This window comes from Gimesia sp. (genome assembly GCF_040219335.1).
Lineage (GTDB): Bacteria > Planctomycetota > Planctomycetia > Planctomycetales > Planctomycetaceae > Gimesia.
Map to the genome: position 1 here is coordinate 110,942 of NZ_JAVJSQ010000040.1, position 19,566 is coordinate 130,507.

Below are 19,566 nucleotides of genomic sequence, written 5' to 3' on the forward strand. Positions count from 1 at the left end.
CGGGGGAGATGAGATGCTTCGAGTGTGCGTGGGCGCAAAATTGCCGAAGCGGACTGTCGCACCATTCCCGCTATCTGCCGGGGCCGTACTGATCAGTCCGATTGTGTTGCCTTCCCAGAGTCCGGCTCAAGTTCGATTATGTCGTATTGCCCGGAGAAAAAATCATTGAATTTGTGATTTGCATCATTTGCTACTGAAGTTGAGTCAAAATCAAAAAATTCAACAGGAAACAACGAAATTACAGGGTAGGCCGCCGGAGCCGATTCTGGCTACAGTGAGCCGGGCCAGTGGTTTGACACTGTCTCCCCGTCTTCTAAAATGGATCGATTCAAATGAAACCCGCCGGGGCGAGCAGAGAGTCCACCAGCTGGTATGCTCGCAGTTAAATCAATAAGTGTTGATGAGTTCGGAAGGAATAAGGTTCACAGTGGAAGATGCCGTTCGTAAAGCAGTCGTCCTGATTGAAGCGTTAAGCTGGATTAGAAGATTTCGAGGACGCTACGTGGTCATCAAACTGGGGGGCAGTGCCCTCGAAGAAGAGGCTGCAGTCAAAAGTTTTTTGACCGATGTCATCTTCATGCGCACCGTGGGCATGTATCCGATCCTGGTGCATGGCGGCGGAAAAGCGATCAGCCAGGCGATGAATGAAGCCGGCATCGAACCTCATTTTGTGAACGGACGGCGCTACACTGATGAGAAAACTCTGGAAATCGCGACCAGTGTCCTGGCGAATCAGATCAGTGAATCACTGGCTCAGGAGATCCGCGCTCAGGGGGCCCAGGCGGAACCCCTGCATTTTGGCACCCGTAACTGTCTGCGAGGCGAGCAACTGACACTACAGGACGAGGATGGCAGCCCCATTGACCTGGGACATGTGGGCTACGTGAATGATATTGATCAGGGACTGCTGGCTGAAGTCTGTCAGTCTGATGCGATTCCGGTGATTCCCTCGGTTGCCCTGGATGCGTCCGGACAGAAGCTGAATGTGAATGCAGACACGGCTGCTGCAGCCCTGGCCCGGATTCTCAAAGCGGAAAAGCTGGTCTTTCTCAGTGATGTACCAGGAATTTTCCTGGATCGACACGATCCGGGTACACTGGTTTCCCATCTGGAAACAGAACGCTGCCGGGCTCTGATTAAAGATGGCACGATTGATTCCGGTATGGTTCCCAAGGTCGACGCCGCCCTGGAAGCCCTGGCCAGCGGTGTGGGAAAAGTGCACATCGTAGACGCCCGGCTGCCCCATTCGATTCTGCTGGAAATCTATTCCGATAAAGGGATCGGAACGGAAATCGTTAAATAGCTTCTCGGTTCACCCATCCACTGATTCCAGAACTGGCTTGACCGCTTCGACCGGAGCGGTTGCTTCGAACTTGATTTCCGGATGGCGAATTCTGCCACCCCAGTGTGCTGCCACGCTCCAGAAGCCTGCGAGAGCCAGGGTGCCGACGATGATGACCGTGCGTTGCCAGCGTGGGACTGCTTCTTTCTGAAAACCCTGGATCAGCGCATTGCCGACGACCATCGAAAGTACGACCATCGCCAGCAGACAGGACCGAGCCAGGACCGCGTGAAATTCGACGGTTTCCTGATCCAGCTGATACTGTTCTCCCAGCAGCTCATATGCGGGAGGTCCTGAAAAGTAAGCCACGGTCGCCAGCAGGAGCACGGAGAGCAGCAGCCAGCAGCTGATTTTAAACAGTCGTTCATCACGAAAGTGGGCTGATAACAGGAACAGGATGAACAGCCCCCAGCAACCGACAACAGGAACATGGACTGTCATCAGATGAAGATGAGCTGCGTTCATTTCCGACCTGTCTCAATCGCTTTGCTGGGATCGACGCCTTTATCGACCTGGCTGTAGTCGAGTTCACTGCCGCCCATACTGTGCGGGATGAGATAACAGACCGTCATCACGATAGTAGCGGTAAACACGACGACCCGATGCAGAGCGGTCGTTTTCTTCTGGGGATTCAACCCGATCACAGAGCAGGCAAAGACCCAGGCCAGAAACATGAACAACATTTTATTGTCGGTCCAGTCACCGCCGAGGGGGAACCCGGTCCAATACTCACCGAAGGCATATTTTTGCACAAAGGGACCCAGGATCATCCCACCTACGGTCATACCGCACAAGGTAAGCCACGCCAGTTGTCGCATGTTGTAAGGGGCAAACAGGGCAGCCAGTCCGGTACGCATGCCAAGCAGAATCGAAAAAATCATCAGGGTCACATGCGGAATCAACACTCCGTCAGGGACGGGATCTTTAAAGCGGATGACGACGTTCGAATCCTGTTCCGGGGGAAACCGGCGTTCCTGGCCTTCCAGGTTGGCCTCGATATAGTACTCGAGCTTACCCGCTGCCGGCTGTTTGGGCAGGGGGGCTTCCAGCTGATAACGCTTACCTTTTTCGGCGGCCTGCATCGGAACAGCCGTGAATTCGTCGTCGGTCCGGAAGCGTTTATAATACAGTGTGCCTGAGGGGGGCTGTTCCTGATTCTGCTCGACCGGCAGTTCCACCATTGCGTCGCTGGTCGATTCGTGTGTTCGGATCAATTTTGCGACGATGTCTCCCGTCACCGCAACTTTCATGGGATAGGTAGGACCAGTTGCACGCTGGTAAATCATCGCAGAAGCGGCCAGAACAAATGCCAGGAACCAGAGTCCTGTCCGTTTGAGTAGTCGGTAACTCTCTTTGGGAGGCAGCTCTTCTGTAACATCTTGATCTGTCTCGGGTTCGGGTTGAACAGATTCCTGATTTTCTTCCATGGGAGTCCCTTTTTCTCAATCATTGTGAATCTTCTACTCGTAGTGTCTTATAAGCGGACCACGATTGCAATTCTATACCGGGTCTCGGTACGATCAAAAAATATAGAATTGTAACGATCCTGCCTGTTGACGTCTCACCTGTCAGAAATAGCCCGATACGACCTGCTGCGAAATCAAATATGTTCACGCGCGTTGCTCACTCCCCGTTTCTCTCTGCCATTGACAGGAAACCGTTCCGGTTTGCTCGACTGCTCGGACTGATCTGCCTGACACTGCTATCGGGGTTCTGGTTTTCAGAGAAAGCCGAAGCACATCCCATTTCGGTCAGCCAGGAAAACGTCTATGTCACACGGGAAAAAGTGGTGATCTCGATGCAGATTTATGTCGAGGACCTCTACTTCTTTCAAAAGCTGGAACCGGATAAAGAGAACATCGTTTCCCAGAAACAAATCAAGGAAGCGATCGAAAAGCACAAACAGTTTCTGCTGGATCGCCTGCTGGTGCGGGACATCAACGGTGAGCGGCTCAAGGGAAAAGTCGTCTCAGTCGACGATTCTTCGGTCTCCTCTAAAGGGGTTGCCATGAGCGACCTGATGGCCTTCACGCTGGATTTCCAGCTGGAGTATCCACTCAAAGAGCCCCCAGAGTTTTTGACCTTCAGCCAGCAACTCGTCGATTCCAATGCAGGCTTTCCTGCCATGGTTCAGTTTAATCTGAAGCAGGAAGGATCGGAGACCCCTTATTCCGTCTCTATGAAACCTCGCGAGCCCCAGACAATTCGCTTTAACTGGGATCACCCGCCGCTGGCTCCGGATGCCTCGGAGGAAGACTGGCAGAAGTGGCTCAAAGAACGTCGTGAAGAGACGCTGGGGATTACCAGTTATGGTACTGTTTACTCGTTTCTCTACATCGAGGATTTTGAAATCCGTCACGAAATTCTGATTCCGCTGGCGACTCTGGAGTCATTCTTCACACTCGAGCGCAAGGATGAAGATTTTCTGTCTGTCGCGGAGCAGGAAGCGTCGCGCGGCAAAATCGAGGAATTTTTTGCGAAAGCGAATCCGATCGAGATTGATGGAATTGTCGTGAAGCCGGTGATCAGCCGCCTCGATTTTTATGGACTGGATTTCAAGGATTTCGCGAAGCCGGCGGATAAGAAGCGGGTCAGCGTTGCGAATGCCCGCGTGGGTATCATCTTGACATATAGTACCAAGGGGACTCCCGACAAAGTCAAGGTAACCTGGGATATGTTCAATCGTAGTGTGTGGAGCGTGGAATCCGTCTGCTTCGCATTCGACAAAGCTTACAAGCCGATCTTTTCCAAGCTGGAACGGAACAGCGAATTTGTGTGGACCAATCCGGGACGCAAAGTCAGCCTGGAGGTCAATCCGGTAGAAGTCGCTTTGCAGCCACGGACTCAGTGGTCGGTCTCGATGCTGACTGCAGGGGGATTATTTCTCTGCCTTCTGCTTGCATTAAGCTTGATCAGCCAACGTCAGAGACGGAAATCGACTTATACCATGCTGGCTATTTTACTGGTGGCGAGTCTGCTCTGTTGGTCGGTCTCCCGTGTGACTTTTGCCAGTCCCCTGGAACCAGTTCCGCATGTGTCGGCAGAAAAAGCAGAAACGGTTTTCAAAACCCTGCACAAAAATATTTATCGCTCTTTCGACTATCACACCGAGAGCGATATCTACGATGCACTCGCCAAGAGTGCAGATGGTTCTTTCCTGGAGACACTTTATCGGCAGATTAACCAGAGCCTGAAAATGCAGGAGCAGGGGGGCGCCGTAGCGCGGGTAACCGACGTGCAATGGAAGGCCATCGAACCCCAGGCCGGTTCCACCACTGATTCAACCCCGCCAGCTGATGAGCGTAGCTTCGCGGTTCAGTCGACCTGGACGGTCTCGGGCACTGTGGAGCACTGGGGGCACATCCATACCCGCACCAATCGTTACCAGGCCGTTTTCTATCTTCAGCCGGTGGAAGGTGTCTGGAAACTGACGGGCATGAATCTGCTCGATCAGGAACGTCTGCGGTTTGAAACCGGTTTGCGAGAAGTCAAAATCGAAGAAACAAAGCCGGATCCTGAACCTGTCAAAAAAACGTCCCCCAAAGGCAAAACTACTAAATCTAAATCCTCGGATTCGAGTTCCTCATGATTCAGATCAGACAGCTCAAGTTTGGCTATCCGGAATCGAGTTTCCGGTTAAATATTCCTGAGCTGGAGATTCAGGATGCGGAAAAGGTTGCCGTCATTGGTCCCAGTGGCTGCGGCAAAACGACTCTGTTGAATCTGATTTCCGGGATCCTGATCCCGAATCAGGGTGAGTTGACTGCAGGCGATGTCGATCTTCGCACTCTTAATGAAAGTCAGAGACGAGCCTATCGCATTTCTCAAATCGGCTTTGTCTTTCAGGAATTTGAGCTGATCGATTATCTGAATGTCCGGGAAAATATCCTGCTGCCTTATTATATCAATCAGACTCTCAAGCTGGATGAAAGTGTGCAGACACGGGCATGTGATTTGGCTGCCTCGATGCAGATCGAGCAGTATCTCGATTCACGCATTGATCAGATTTCCCAGGGAGAACGTCAGCGGGTTGCGATCTGCCGGGCGCTGTTGACTCAGCCACAGATCCTGCTGGCCGATGAGCCGACCGGGAATCTGGATCCGGCCAACAAACGCCTGATCCGGGATCTGCTGCTGGAGCATGCCACCCGGACCAACGCCATTCTGATTATGGTGACTCATGATGATCGTCTGCTGGATGAGTTCGACCGGACGATCGACATCGAGCGTTTTCATGAAATGGTGAAAACGGCATGAATGGGATTCTGCGTCTCACATTACGCTACCTGGCGTATAACAAACTCAAAACAGTCACACTGATTCTATGTGTGACGCTAGCGGTCCTGCTACCGGTCCTGCTGCAATTTGCTGTCAGCTGGTTCGAGCAGGATCTGCACTCCCGCGCCAAAGCCACACCACTAGTGGCGGGTGTGAAAGGCAGTCGCTTCGACCTGGCACTGCAGAGCATGTATTTCAGTCGGGCTGATCTGGAACCGACCGATATGCAGGCTGTGGAAACCATTCAGGAATCGGGTTACGCCATGCCGATTCCGCTGGCAGTCCGGTTTACTGCGCAAGGCTCACCAATTGTGGGGACTTCTCTCGACTATTTCGAATTTCGAAAGCTGAAGTTAGCTCAAGGAACCAGCCTGAAACGACTCGGGGATTGTGTGCTGGGGGCAAGCGTCGCGGAGCGTCTGCAGTTGAAACCCGGCGACAGCCTGATGTCCGATCCATTGAATGTGTTCGATCTGTCGGGGAATTACCCGTTGAAAATGCGAGTGGTGGGAGTGCTCGAGCGTGCCCATTCGCCGGATGATGAAGCTGTGTTTGTGGATTTGAAAACGGAATGGATCATTTCCGGAATCGGTCATGGGCATCAGACGATTAATGCAGAGACCAGCAAAGATCTGGTGCTCGGGCAGAAAGACAAGCAGACCGTTGCTAATGCGGCGGTACCTCAATTCAATGAAGTGACCGATGAAAATCTGGCATCGTTTCACTTCCATGGGGACACCAGTACGTTCCCGGTGTCTTCGATCATCGTGGTGCCCAATAGTGCCAAATCAGAGGTCCTGCTGCTGGGCATGTATGACTCTAAGGATGCCGATGTGCAGATGATTCGGCCTGTCGAAATTGTAGATGAACTGTTACAGGTTGTGTTTCGAGTCAAGCAGCTGTTTGACGTGAATACTTTCCTGGTTTCGTTCTCTGTGGGGCTGCTACTGGTGCTGGTGTTTACGTTGTCGTTGCGTCTCCGTCGCCGCGAACGGCAGACGATGTTTCAACTGGGCTGCAGTCGTTCTGTGATCTGGAAACTGCAACTGACCGAAGTGCTCTTGATTCTGATCAGCAGTCTGGTTCTGGTATTATGTATTACAGCTGTTGTGCGTGTGTATGCCGAACAGCTGCTGCGAATATGGATTATTGATTGAGTCTGATGATGCGAAATTCTGCCCTGTGGTTTGTACTGTTCCCACTGATATTGTTGTCTGCCTGTGAGTCAAAAGAGAATTCGCCAACCGGGGAGTCAGCAACTGACGCACCTCCTGTCGTGGTGGTTGTCGATTACCCGCTGGAATTCATTGTGGACTCACTGGCAGGTTCGGAAGTCAAAGTTCTGAATCCCGTTCCATCCGGTGCAGACCCCGAAACCTGGATTCCCGACGATGAAGTAGCAGAAACAATCCAACGGGCAGACCTGATTATCACGAATGGGGCTGATTTTGCTGACTGGGTGAAAAAGCTTTCTCTCCCGCGATCGAAGGTTCTAAGGACATCGTTGTCACTCAAAGATGCGCTGGTGACAGTCCCTGATTTTGAAGTTCACAGCCACGGCACCGGAGGAGCACATTCCCATGCCGGTACAGTCGCATTTTTCTGGCTCGATCCCAATTTGATGTACCGACAGGCGGAAGCCATTGCACAACGGCTGATCAAGTTGAACCCATCTGATGAGCAGCAGATGCAGTCCCAACTGCTCAAGTTCAAGGAAGCGCTGACACCCCTCAATCAGCAGCTCGATCAGATGAAGGCTGATTATTCAGGACGGAACTGGTTTTCCCGGCGTCCTGTCTATCAATACCTGGCTCGGAGGTGCGGCTGGGAAATGTTTCACCTGCACTGGAAACCAGGGGCAGAGCCCACTGAAGGCGAGTGGGAACAGATGCAAACGCTGCAGAAGGAACATCAAATTTCAGGTGTCCTCTGGGAACGGTCTCCGGCTAAAAACCTGCGTGAGAAATTGGATGAGCAGGGCCTGAATTCATTCGTCCTCAACCCGCTGACCACAAAACCGGCAAAGGGGGATTATCTCACCGTGATGCAGGAGCAGCTGTCAGAACTGGCACAGTTTCTGAAGTCAAATCAGTCGGTCTCTGCCGACGAGAAGAACCCCAAGTAATTGGTATATCTATGTTTTGAGACTGTACGAATTCTGCCTTTCTCAGAGGTCTCAGGACTCGTAAACCCGAAAACAGACGGGATCAGCCACCAGGACTTGATTGGGGCAATTACTACGACTGCTGCATTTATACTGAATTTCTGTTTCCGGTTCGCTGGATTTCGGGTTGAGTTCAGTTGAGGGAGTAGGAAGTACCGATGTAAGGTATATAATGTGGATAAATCACTGTTTTGAGATGATGGATCACGACCTGTTACGATAATCCGAAAGGTTTTAATGATGCAAACAGCTTTACAGGTTTTGGACCGGGAATACCTCGAAGCCCGCTGTGCCCTGCTGGAACTGGCCGCGGCCCTGGATCGCGTTGATCGCGCTCACGATCATGAAGAAGCGGCCAACAATTTTCAGGATTCCCGTCTGGACCAACTGAATCAGGCAATCAAGATCTTGAGTGAAGAAAGTCACCTGCCCAATCGATCGGAGCGTCTGCTGCTGCTTTTCTCCGACCTGGACTGATTCTCCTACGTTCTTCCTCCCCGCCATTTAATGATCTAAATTTTCAGCGAGACGAATATGCAAATCATCCAACCTCATTATCATGCAATCGCCCGAACAGCCCAGGACTATGAACGGATGGCAATGTCCGGTGTCGTAGCCGTAGCTGAGCCTGCTTTCTGGGCCGGCTTTGACCGTCTGTATCCGGAAACCTTTGTGGATTACTTCCGCCAGATCAGTGAATTTGAACCAACCCGTGCCGCTGAATATGGCATTAAGCATTACTGCTGGGTTGCCGTGAATCCCAAGGAAGCTGAAAACCCGACATTGAGCCACGAAGTGCTCAAGCACATGCCGGAATTCTACGAAAAGCCGAACGTGCTGGGCGTGGGAGAAATCGGTTTCCATAAGACGACCAAGAATGAAGAAGAGATCTTCGAAGCCCAGGTCGAGCAGGCGATCAAATATGATCAGCTGATTCTGATTCATACGCCTCACCTGCAGGACAAAGTCCGCGGAACCAAGCGGACCCTGGAAGTCCTGGCGCACATGAATGTCAATCCGGAACGGGTCTGGATCGACCATGTCGAAGAACATACGATCCGCGAACCACTGGAAGCGGGCTACTGGGTCGGCTTCACTCTCTATCCTATTACCAAATGCTCGCCCAAACGGGCCTGTGACATGCTCGAAATGTATGGTCACGAACGAATCCTGGTAAACTCCTCAGCCGACTGGGGACCCAGTGATCCCTTTACCCTGCAGCAGTGTGTCGTGCAGTATCGGGCACGCGGCTACTCGGTTCAGGATGCGATCGAAATCTTCCACAACAATCCGGCACGTTTCCTGGGACAGAATCCCAAGTTCGATATCAAGCCGATTCAGCTGGAAACGATCGAAGAAGAAATTACAGATATGGTCTAAGACGACTAGATCTCGGAACGAAAAAACAGGAGTCGGGTTTATGCTCGACTCCTGTTTTGCTGCGCGGATCTCAGGATAACGCCTATTTCTTCTTTGGGCGAAAAGCGACCAGACGTTCCTCATCGGTCTCCAGAAAGGGACCTTCCAGCAGGTCGATACAATACGGGACAGCCGGAAAGACAGCGTCCAGGCATTCCTGAATCGCCTTGGGCTGACCAGGCAGATTGATGATCAATGTCCCGCCTCGGATCACGGCGGTCTGCCGGGAGAGAATGGCGGTTGGTACTTTTTCGAGTGAAACCTTCCGCATCAGCTCTCCAAAGCCGGGCATCTCTTTTTCCGCGACTGCGAGTGTCGCTTCCGGCGTGATGTCCCGTCTGGCAGGACCGGTTCCGCCGGTTGTCACCACCAGGCAGCACTGCTCTTGATCACAGAGCTCAATCAGCGTCTCTGTGATTGTGGAGAGTTCATCCGGAATGACACGTGCCTCAGGCGTCCAGTCGCTGGTCAGTACTTCTTTCAGATACTCGTGGATCGCCGGGCCTCCCCGGTCTTCATATTCACCTCGACTGGCGCGGTCGGATACGGTCACAATTCCTATTCTGGCTGTCATTTATTATCGATCTGAAAAGAGAGCAATAAGGTATCTCAGGTCTCAAACACGTTACTACCTGACTGCTGGATTATAACGATTCGTGGACTGAATTTAAAAAGAGAATGCTTGCTAAACAGACTTTTAAACCTACTTATTCCGTTGTAACAGTATTGATCGCCAGCTGATTCAGGGAGACGTCATTAGACGATGTTTATGTTCGCTGATACTGTAATCAACGGAAACTTTGTTTTCTTGAAAGGCCTCATCACGCTGTTGAATTAATTGAATAGCTGCATGATTTCGGGAGATCACACCCGGTTGTGGGTACAGGCCTCCGCCGATGACAAGCGCGACCAGGATCAGGATGGCGACATGTTCTGGAATCCGTGCCCGAAGCGAGATAGACGCCGAATGGTGTGTTCCCGTAAAGACCCGAAAGTAGACCTGCAGGATGGCAATGCTGTTCAAAGCGGTCGCGATCACAACTGCAGTTCCGACCAGTGGGTAGATTTCAATTACTCCTTCAATCAGAAGTTCGGTCCCGATAAAGCCCAGCGTTCCGGGAAAGCCGATTGAAGCAAGCCCGGTGACCAGAAATAACCCTGCCAGGGTGGGAGTGTGTTCGTAAAGACCATGATAGGTTTTCAGGGAAATTCGACCGGTTCTGGCCTCGACAGAACGCAAGGTTAATGCAAATCCGGCCAGCGAAATTCCAACAGAAATCCAGACACATAATCCGCCTGTCAGTCCCAGAGGAGTCGCCATTTCTAAACCAACCAGCACCAGGGAAGAATGGCTCAAGAACAGATAGCAGAAAAAACGGCGGGCTTCCTGTTGCACCAGCGCCATGCCGGCTGCATAGACGGCTGTAATCAGGGAAACAATCGCGATGCCCTGCAATGCCCAGTCAGGGGCAATGGGGAAGACCAGCCGTAAAATGGCGTAAGCGCCCGTCATGGGAGTGACGAACAGTAAGGCGGTTCCGAAAGTGATTTTATCAAATAGATCTGTCATCCAGCAGTGAAGTGGAATGATGCCGTTACGCAGTAAGGCGGCGGTAGTCAGCAGCGCGCCAGCGATCAGTGAGAGTGTGCCGCTTTGATCCTTGAAGCTGGAAAGTAAGCCTCCAGCGACCAGAAGCAGGACAAACAGCCCCATGTGTAGAACATAGACACGGCTTGAGCGTTTATTGGACCGGAATTCCAGTAAGGGAGGGATTGTTGCCACGGAAAGTAAGAGAATGATGATCCACGGTTCTTTACTGCTGAGCGTCGACAGCAAGATCGCTTCGGAGATTAAGGTGTTACTGAAAGAAAAACTATGTCCCTTGGTCTTCAGTGTGGAAAGCACCGTCAGGAGGTAAAGCAGCGCTGCCAGCGGCAGCAAAGGGGCACTCAAGTCATCAACCACAAAGAGGTTTTTATGGAACAGTCGATAAAACAGGGAGAACGGTTCAGAGGCAGCAAACGTTTTCAGACTAACAAAGTCGATCCATCCGCAGATCGTGACCAGAAAGGTCAGTGTGCAGATGCGGATACAGCGCTTGTAAGCACGATCCCGATCTGGAGTGAATTTGAGCCAGATAGATCCCAGCAGAGTGATCAGGACGGATATTTCCATCCAGGGGAGATGGAGTTCGGGCAACATTAATTTTCCTCCAGAGAATCAGAGACAGGGGAGACGGATTCAGATTCTCTTTGATCTTCTCCGGAAATCAGATTCGTCCAGCGCGATTCTAAACTGTCACAATAACGAAACAGGCCAACAAAGGGTGTGATGATGAATCGGTTACAAAGCATATCCAGATAGCCTCGTTCCAGTTCAAATCGATACAGTGATACGCGATACCGTTCGGGCATAATTCGAACCCACAGTGATGGTTTTTGTGTCAGATGAGCCCCAATCGCATTTTCGAGTGAATGGTAATCGTGAAATAATGACGGCGCTCGCAGCAACTGTAATGTTCTCAGACAGGCGTGCCCGATGATGTGAATCAGCGCGATGTAGCGTAAGCCACATCCGATTTCAACGACGATGATGCTCACCTGAGTCAGTGAGGCAAAGGCGAGTGCACTTTTGATATCAGTTTGCACGCGGGCAACAAGAGTACCATAGATCGCGGAGACCAGTCCCAGCAGAATGACTGCCAGGCTGAGTAGCGGGGATAGCTCGAGAATCGGACTGACACGCAACAGCAGATAGGCTCCCAGATGGACGGAAAGTGATCCGTAAAAAACAGCACTCGAGGGGGTGGGGCCTTCCATGGCGCGCGGTAACCATCCGGAAAATGGTACAAGGGCGGATTTTCCCGCTGCCGCGAATAACAGCAGGAGTCCGATAATCAACGCGTGTTGCTCTGAAATCGTAGCCTGACCATCGGGCCATGAACCTGTTCCCATCAGTTCAGCGAAGTCACCTGCGCCAGTTAAATGGTGTAGCATGATTGCCGCCACCAAAAATGCGGCATCAGCAATTCTGTAGATCGACCAGATCCGCAGCCCGTTTCGAACGGGGTTGAGGCGTTCGTGAAAAAATGCCACCAGCAGTGCTGAAGAGAGTCCGACTAATTCCCAGCCGAAAAAGAGTGTCTCAATCGTTCCTGCCAGCGAAGAAACTATCATTCCCAGCAGAAACAAGGCATAACAGATGAAAAAACGATTATAGCCGGATTCCCGATGCAGATAGCGACTGGCGAATGCGCCAACGGTGCCACAAAGGATAAACGATAGAATACAAAAGGGAATTGATAATCGATCGAAAATAAACTTCAGATGGAAGTGAAAATGTTGCTCGGGGAGCACGACCCAGTTACCCATTTCGACGGGAACATATCGTTTGCCCAGGGTAAGCATCAGAACCAGGACAGCGATCGAGGCAAACAGTCCCATGACGACGACCGTCTGGGTCGCCTGGGCAATCAGTCGCTCTCCGAGTGGTTTGTTAATCAGGGACGTAGTACCGAATAATGCCAGGAGCAGGGCCGGGCCTGCTACAATACATACGCCGAGGAAATGGAATGCAATTTCAGAATTCATTAGGGAACCGATACCTGTTTCAGCGAAGGGGAGACGGCAGGACTTTCAATGGAGGCAAAACCAAGATGATCCCGCTTGCCACGGTACCAGTCTATGGAAGAGTCTGTACGCGGGAGTTGCTCTGAGTCAGGCCGATATAGTGTGAAAAATCCATTTCGATACTCGTGGATCTGGGAGGTTTCGACATCAAGGATCGCTAACTGTATCCAGTTACCATTCACCAGTCTCGCAATTCCTGGATTGTTATTGATAATCCGGGACATGGCCTCTTTTGTCGTTTCGATGACGAGGAGTAACCGTACGGGTTCATGAATCTCGACCATCTGCCAGGGAAGTCCAGGTCGAAGATCGCTGGCAGAACCGTCCATCACACCTAATAGAGATGTAATATTATGTGCCAGCTTTGTGCCACAGCCATAACCCGTTGAATCGACGTATGAAAAATAGTATTCCAGATTGATGCCGGCACAAACGGGTATGACCGCCTGTAGCAGCCTTTCCAGAATCTTGCTGTCTTCATCATCCTGCAGGGGATTATAGGATGTCAGAAATGCACGACGATCCAGAAACAGTCCACGGTTCCATTCTCTGCGACCGACAAAGCAGATCGAATTAGTCGCGTGGCCATACTCGGGACGTACCTGTGAAAGGTCCTCTGCACGACCTTCGACATGTCGCAGTGCTTCATCAACTGAGAGATCAAGATCGGCAGATTCAAACCGGCGGCAACGTTCATGGGCATTATGAGCGCGGGCTGCGGAGATGTGCTTATCTGCCGTTTCAAACAGTTTCCGGTGGGAAACCGGAAGACGGTCGAGGTCATACCAGGTGACGTTGTCGTTACAGGTGTTGTGATAGCAGCCTAAAAAATTAGTCTCATCGGGGATAACCAGGTTGTGTTCAGACAGGATACGTCGCACTCGAGGATCGTTTGCCATTTGAGCGAACGCGCGTGCATTGGGGCCTCCACGACCTCCACCGCATGCGCCACAATCGTGCGCGGCTTCGTGCGGGTTATTCATGCTGGAAGATCCGTGGCCACAAATAATGACCAGGGGAGAAAACTGTTCTGATCGTGCCAGCCCCATGGCTCGTAATCCGCCTTCAACGATTTGTGCCATTTCTGCAATCGAATACCCCAGTTGATCACCTTGATTCCCTGGCTCGGCACTGATTCGCTCCAGCCTTAGTTGAGTTGTGGGAGGAGCCACGATGCTCTGAAACATCCCGCGGATCTGGGCTGTTGTACGTGGAAAGAGCGTGCGGGCAACCAGTGGAAACGCCGCCAGAGAACCAACCAGGCCAGTTAACAAACCGCCGAGGAAAGTCCGGGTCCCTACATGCGTCTGATGAGTAGCTCGACCGAGACGACGACGTGTGACAGCGCGGCGACGACTGATACGTTCGAGCGAATAGAGCGTCTCTTCCTGCACAAAATGAATCGGTTTGATGTTAACCGGGCATAGCGGAGTAAAATGTGCGTCCGCGGCGCCACGATAGTACATCGCGACACCAAAGAAACCGGCGATTCCAAACGTTTCACAATCAGGAGCGATTTCTTCCAGGTGCCGGCGGAATGATTCTTCACGTTCATCAATGCAACAGACGACCTGATATGCGGGCTGAATCGGTTGCTGGTGCTCAGCCTGAGCCTGTAATTCCCGGTAGCGTATTGTATGCGCTGTAACTGCGTTGAGTATGTCGTTTCGGTATTTACGTTCATAGGCCAGGTGGAATATGCGTCGACGTTCCAGGCTCGATAATTGTTCAATTTCCTGAATGAGCAGTCTCCACTGTGCATCCGAAAGATACATCAGGTCTTCCGGGTTCCAGCCACGCACTTGAGAAAGCTGGAATAAAGTAAACGCCAGTTGATATTGATGGTCTTTCATACTGGGGTGGGTGTTTTTCAGGATCTCATTGCGGACAGTTGCCAGGGAGCCCTCAAAAGGAAGTGATTCCTGCATTACGGCCGTCACAGCGAGCCGATCGAGGATCAGGCGGACCGCCAGGAATTCGATCAGAGTTCCAGCGGGAGCAGGGTGGGGAGACCATTCCGCATTGGATTCCATTTGCCAGACTATTCCCGACCACCCCCGCAGCGCAAGTAGAGTTTGAGAAATATACTCATCCCGTTCTTCGGCAGGGACTCCCAGCAGCGAGAGTGATTCGCTGATTGATTCCAGAGGGCTGAGGTTAGACACCAGCAGGCGATTGATTTCACTGTTGAGTCCTGAGAGTGCGACAGAGGGACTCAGTTTTGATCCGGAATATAAATTCAGGAACGCATGATAAAATCCTGTATTACGCTCGGGGAGCGTCCATGCACCAAATCCCTGATCGAGAAATGCTGCACAGAAACGAATCAAGACTTCGTTTACGATCAGATCGGAATCGACGCCGGTTGCGCTCATTAATAGATCTCGGTGTCTGACCGATTTTTGCGTAGTGCTCAGCGGCTTGATATTCGCGGACTGGACACGGTTGTGACAGACTTCCCACAGGAAGTGTAATGCAAATGATTCCCACTTCTGCGCATTCCATGAATCCATGGATTTCGTATTAAACTGACCACAAAGGCTGCTCATGATCATTTCTGACTTTTGATCAGTCAGATGCTTGCCTTCGCGGAAGTCCCGCATAATCCAGTTTTGTGTTTTGGCAATCGTCTGGGCACGGGTGGCGGGGGACACTTCCTGTCGAAAGCGTCGTAAGGCATCAGTTTCTGCAATGAACCAGCGTAATTCCGCTACGGGGCCTGAATGGAGGGGGAACTCTAACATGGCCAGGCGGAGGGCGTACCGGGTTCCAAACGTACCAATCAGTTGATCTGCCCGTTCAGCAAGTTCATCGTGTAAGACGGCCTGCAGGTCCTGGACGCGGATTCGCTGGTTTTCCAGTTTTTTTCGATAGCGCTCTTCTAGCAGGTATGGATGGCAGCCAAAAATCTTGCCGCCTGCGGAGACACCGTTCTCAAAGGGAAGATTCTCAAAGGCATGCAGCGTATTGTGGTGCACGAAGACCGTAATCGGACCCTGAGCTGGCAGATAATGTGCGGCATGCTTTATGGCCTGGATCAGCTCAGCATGTTCTTCAGAGTCTGTCGATAACTCAGGCTGATCGCCTGGTTCGTTTTCAGTAGGTTTATTCATGATAAATCACAAACTATCGCTGCGCCCGGTTGAGTGTGCGCATAACTTCCGTATGAGGGATCACCAACCGTCTCAGGAATGCAGAGGGCCTGCTCCCTAACCAGACAGTGATTAGAATGAGGATTGCTTAAATATCGCGAGCACGCAGCATTAAGACAGAGTTGTTGAAGTCAGCAGGCAAATCTTTGAAACTGAATTTGCGCAATCAGACTGCAGAAACTGGTGGGGCCCGGGAGCAGTCAGGGCTGTAAGCGATTCTTGTGGGGGTGACAGCAACATCATGAATAGAGCGATCAACATAATCTGTCTGATTAAAGTAGTCGCTCGATATTCTCAGGAGCTGAAAGGTGAGTTCCCATTTTTTTAACTCGTCCTTGGATTTACTTTCTTTACCGACAGGCTGATTGATGGGGGAGGATTGCCCTTCCCCGACAGCAACCTGCGAAGGCATAGATCCAAAGATCAGTACGCAGAAGAGAATTAAAAAAACGAGGAGTCTCATTAATGGTTCCAGCATTAACAGTTTCAGTTTCGCCGCTGAAAACAGTCAGAGGGACGAATTTTAACCGCTAATAGCATAGGTCAAAAACTGGTATAGGGGATAACAATATACGTACTTTTAACAGGGGTGACAAGTCTGTAGAACCCTTGGAAGAGGTGGGATCAAGGGTGTGTATGAATGTATATTTTGGTTGAGGTGGTAATTGAATACGCAAATTATCTCACCTATTCCATAATGATTTTAGTATACTGAAATCAAAATTTATTGTTTGAGAGACTGACTAGAATGTCTGAGAAAAGGTGTTTTATCAAACCTTCCCTTTGACTACATTACCGCGGTAATTGAACTACATTTAAATATCTTGGGAGTAATGAGATGCAAAAACTTGTCGATGGAATTCACAAGTTTCAAAGAAACTATTTCAGCCAGGACCAGAAGCTGTTTGAAACTCTGGTTGAGGGGCAGCATCCGCTCGCCTTGTTCATCACCTGTTCGGACTCCAGAATCAATCCGAATTACATGACTCAGACCAAGCCTGGAGAACTGTTTATTCAGCGAACTGCCGGTAATATTGTACCAGCTTATGGAGCGGTTCACGGTGGTGAAGCAGCGACAATCGAGTATGCTGTAAGTGCACTCAAAGTGAAAGACATCATCGTCTGTGGCCATTCTCATTGTGGAGCCATGTCCGGTCTGCTCAATCCCGAGCTCATTGAGAAGATGCCTGCTGTGAAAAGTTATCTGGAACACGCCGAGTGTACGCGTCGGATCGTGGATGAGAATTACGGGCATCTTACCGAGCCCGAAAAACGTCTGATTCTGACCGTTCAGGAAAATGTACTCGTGCAGATTGAAAACCTGAAAACGCACCCCTCGGTAGCTGCAGCTGTAAGCCGGGGAGAATTGAAGCTGCATGGCTGGGTTTATAAATTCGAAACTGGTGAGGTATTCAATTTTAATCCGGATGAGGGTCAGTTCCTGCCTCTGGAAGAAGACGTCTTATCCGAAAAGGCATTGGATAAAGCGATGCCACCTATCTCCCCCATCTAACGTTACTGGAGAAGCCTGCTGCCCGCTCTGCCTTGTTTCTTAAATAGAGATGTGGTCTTTATTCGGGTGTGCAGGCTATTTTTTCAGCCAGCGGCAGTTCACCCTCATCGATCTGGTAGTTACCAAAGCGGATCGAGTAGTTATCGTTAAACCAGTCCTTGATCTGAGGCAGGAATTCCTGGTCAAATTCAGGAGCCGTGAAGAACGTACGTCCGAAATGGTGCGCCTGAATTTCTCCATCGGCAACAACCATCTCTCCATCTTTAAAGACCCAGCGGGGGCGTTCAAACATTTCCTGGCGGTTTTGCTGCGGGGAGTAAATTGTGATGTCAGCATGAGCGCCGGTGCCCAGGTGCCCTTTGTCTTTCATACCCAATACACGGGCGGGAGCAGCCCGGGTAATAATGGCGATTTCGTAGAGCGAATACTCACGCGTCAGGTCAGCCAGCACGCTTCGTTCGCGAATCGCTTCGGGCATCTGTGACAGGAATTCATCTCGGAAGCTTTTATCCATCAACAGATAAATGATCTCGGGGTAATGATAGAAGGCACCGCCGTTGGGGTGATCGCTGGTCATCACAACCCGCCAGGGGTCTTCCATCAGCAGATACCATTCCAGGGCGATCGCCCATTGGACGGCATGAATCAGGCTCCGCTGCGGACGGTATTCAATCGGAATCACACCACAGCTGCTTTCTAGTTCACAGTCGGCCGTGTACCACTTATTGCGATTGATACTATGCAGGAACTGACTGAACGGCGTGTCCCCGGTCATGGAGAGGGTCAGACCAGGATTGATGTGTCCCACGTCGACTGTGATGTTTTCGTGTGACTGGACATAATCGACCAGTTTCTGGGTAGCCGAGGAAAAGCTGCTCGGGTCGTTTGGATCGCCATCATACGAGTGAAACTGGACGTGTGCCAAATGGCCTCGATGCCCCTCAAGCGATTCCATCGTGTTCAGAGTGGTTTCCCAGTTGCCGGGAATCCCCAGATTATTACAGTGGATATGTACTGAGTGGGGGAGTTCCAGGCGATCAGCGGTACCTGCCAGTCCGCGTACAATCTGGCGAGGTGTCACGCCAAAACCTTCTACGGGCGCATCCAGTTCCCACATCGATTTGCGACTGATCTGTTTCCAGTCTTCCACACCCCCCGGGTTCACGATTTTGATCGTGTAACCCTTGGCCGATTCCAGCAGCCAGGCGCAATAGGAGTCCAGTGCATTTTGATCCTGATTCCGCAGATGCTTCATTACGAAATGATTGTTGCCGAACAGCAGGTAGAAGCCTTTATCCAGAATCGGTGTGTCCTGCAGTTCCTCATGGGCGTGGCGGGCGTGCAATCCTGGAATGGCGGCGTCCATGGCCGTGGTATAGCCGATACTGGCAAACAGGTATCCGGTGGCGAAGGTGCTGGGCACTACGCCTCCTGTGCCGGAACGCGTCTGTTCTGTGCGGAAGACGGGGGCAGCCTGACGCTTCATTTCGGGCGTCATTTTGCGCCCTGCGTTCACTTTGGGACCGGCAATATGACAGTGCATATCGATCCCACCCGGCATCACGGTGTAGCCGCTGGCATCCAGGGTTTTACCGGTGAACGAGTCTGCATCCAGGGGACGGTCGATGATCTTACCATCCTGAATCCAGAGGTCGCGGACCTCACCATTGACTCCATTGGCTGGATCGTAGACCGTTCCATTTTTTATCCGGAAGAGAGACACGGGATACCTTTTGTCGTGACAGTCACATCAGGCAGCAGCACAATGCAATGACGCGGAAATGTGAAGATTAATGGTGGCGGCAGCAATTGGATCGTCCACAGCCGGGATCGGCCATGGGAAGTTGCGATTTTTTATTGCTGCTTTCCCCTTTGAAAAGCAATCCGCCTGAGATCAGACGTTCGACCGGAGCTGCCGCGGGAGTGCCGTTGAGGGGGACTCCTGCTTTCTCGCAGACTTCACCCCAGGTTTTGAGCGATTCGCTCATGCGATGGCTGACTTCAACTGTTTCGTTGTTTGATTCACAAAAATATTCGTAGGTGATCATACTGATGATTCCTAAGCTTT

Annotated in this window: 17 protein-coding genes; 8 read left to right on the top strand and 9 right to left on the bottom strand. The window is 51.3% G+C overall.

Going from position 1 to position 19,566, the window contains the following annotated elements; all coding sequences use genetic code 11:
• Positions 1-427 precede the first annotated feature (427 nt).
• A complete protein-coding gene (gene argB, locus RID21_RS28815; RefSeq protein ID WP_350195009.1) occupies positions 428-1,303 on the top strand; it encodes an acetylglutamate kinase in 876 nt (291 codons plus the stop codon).
• Positions 1,304-1,312: 9 nt separating this feature from the next.
• On the opposite strand, the gene RID21_RS28820 is transcribed toward argB, so the two are convergent.
• Both RID21_RS28820 and RID21_RS28825 read right to left on the bottom strand, forming a co-directional pair.
• Positions 1,313-1,807 carry a DUF2231 domain-containing protein gene (locus RID21_RS28820; protein ID WP_350195011.1) on the bottom strand — a complete coding sequence of 165 codons (495 nt, stop codon included), beginning with the start codon at positions 1,805-1,807 and terminating at the stop codon, positions 1,313-1,315.
• Positions 1,804-2,769, bottom strand: coding sequence for a hypothetical protein (locus RID21_RS28825; protein WP_350195013.1), 966 nt, complete (start codon positions 2,767-2,769; stop codon positions 1,804-1,806). Before RID21_RS28825 ends, RID21_RS28820 begins: the two co-directional genes overlap by 4 nt.
• A gap of 179 nt (positions 2,770-2,948) precedes the next feature.
• Between RID21_RS28825 and RID21_RS28830 the strand changes: the two genes are divergently transcribed.
• The 6 genes from RID21_RS28830 (at position 2,949) to RID21_RS28855 (ending at position 9,164) form a co-directional block, all read left to right on the top strand.
• The gene (locus RID21_RS28830; protein ID WP_350195015.1) at positions 2,949-4,931 is read left to right on the top strand and encodes a hypothetical protein; all 1,983 of its coding nucleotides are present in this window, start codon (positions 2,949-2,951) and stop codon (positions 4,929-4,931) included.
• Positions 4,928-5,599: an ABC transporter ATP-binding protein gene (locus RID21_RS28835; protein ID WP_350195017.1), complete on the top strand. Its 672-nt coding sequence runs from the start codon at positions 4,928-4,930 to the stop codon at positions 5,597-5,599. Before RID21_RS28830 ends, RID21_RS28835 begins: the two co-directional genes overlap by 4 nt.
• Positions 5,596-6,777, top strand: a complete 1,182-nt coding sequence (locus RID21_RS28840) for an ABC transporter permease (protein ID WP_350195019.1) — start codon at positions 5,596-5,598, stop codon at positions 6,775-6,777. The genes RID21_RS28835 and RID21_RS28840 overlap by 4 nt, the downstream gene beginning before the upstream one ends.
• An 8-nt stretch (positions 6,778-6,785) precedes the next feature.
• The gene (locus RID21_RS28845; RefSeq protein ID WP_350195021.1) at positions 6,786-7,745 is read left to right on the top strand and encodes a metal ABC transporter substrate-binding protein; all 960 of its coding nucleotides are present in this window, start codon (positions 6,786-6,788) and stop codon (positions 7,743-7,745) included.
• Positions 7,746-8,024: 279 nt separating this feature from the next.
• Entirely contained in the window at positions 8,025-8,261 is a 237-nt protein-coding gene (locus RID21_RS28850) for a hypothetical protein (protein ID WP_198422175.1), read from the top strand.
• Between the two features lie 57 nt (positions 8,262-8,318).
• Positions 8,319-9,164, top strand: a complete 846-nt coding sequence (locus RID21_RS28855; protein WP_145187571.1) for a TatD family hydrolase — start codon at positions 8,319-8,321, stop codon at positions 9,162-9,164.
• 82 nt (positions 9,165-9,246) lie between these two features.
• Here RID21_RS28855 and mog read toward each other — a convergent pair whose 3' ends face one another.
• The 5 genes from mog to RID21_RS28880 form a co-directional block, all read right to left on the bottom strand.
• On the bottom strand, positions 9,247-9,777 hold the full coding sequence (mog, locus tag RID21_RS28860) for a molybdopterin adenylyltransferase (RefSeq protein WP_149337592.1): 531 nt from the start codon (positions 9,775-9,777) through the stop codon (positions 9,247-9,249).
• Positions 9,778-9,945: 168 nt separating this feature from the next.
• The gene (locus RID21_RS28865; protein WP_350195023.1) at positions 9,946-11,406 is read right to left on the bottom strand and encodes a proton-conducting transporter transmembrane domain-containing protein; all 1,461 of its coding nucleotides are present in this window, start codon (positions 11,404-11,406) and stop codon (positions 9,946-9,948) included.
• Positions 11,406-12,794 (bottom strand): proton-conducting transporter transmembrane domain-containing protein, encoded by a 1,389-nt coding sequence (locus tag RID21_RS28870; RefSeq protein ID WP_350195025.1) that lies wholly within the window; start codon positions 12,792-12,794, stop codon positions 11,406-11,408. Before RID21_RS28870 ends, RID21_RS28865 begins: the two co-directional genes overlap by 1 nt.
• On the bottom strand, positions 12,794-15,946 hold the full coding sequence (locus RID21_RS28875; RefSeq protein WP_350195028.1) for a DUF2309 domain-containing protein: 3,153 nt from the start codon (positions 15,944-15,946) through the stop codon (positions 12,794-12,796). The genes RID21_RS28870 and RID21_RS28875 overlap by 1 nt, the downstream gene beginning before the upstream one ends.
• A 205-nt stretch (positions 15,947-16,151) precedes the next feature.
• Positions 16,152-16,463, bottom strand: a complete 312-nt coding sequence (locus tag RID21_RS28880; protein WP_350195030.1) for a hypothetical protein — start codon at positions 16,461-16,463, stop codon at positions 16,152-16,154.
• Positions 16,464-16,823: 360 nt separating this feature from the next.
• Between RID21_RS28880 and RID21_RS28885 the strand changes: the two genes are divergently transcribed.
• Positions 16,824-17,498 carry a carbonic anhydrase gene (locus tag RID21_RS28885; protein ID WP_145187554.1) on the top strand — a complete coding sequence of 225 codons (675 nt, stop codon included), beginning with the start codon at positions 16,824-16,826 and terminating at the stop codon, positions 17,496-17,498.
• 58 nt (positions 17,499-17,556) lie between these two features.
• Here the strand turns inward: RID21_RS28885 and RID21_RS28890 are convergent, their stop codons facing one another.
• A complete protein-coding gene (locus RID21_RS28890; RefSeq protein ID WP_350195032.1) occupies positions 17,557-19,221 on the bottom strand; it encodes a formylmethanofuran dehydrogenase subunit A in 1,665 nt (554 codons plus the stop codon).
• Positions 19,222-19,288: 67 nt separating this feature from the next.
• On the bottom strand, positions 19,289-19,546 hold the full coding sequence (locus tag RID21_RS28895; protein WP_145187548.1) for an FmdB family zinc ribbon protein: 258 nt from the start codon (positions 19,544-19,546) through the stop codon (positions 19,289-19,291).
• Between the last annotated feature and the right edge of the window lie 20 nt (positions 19,547-19,566).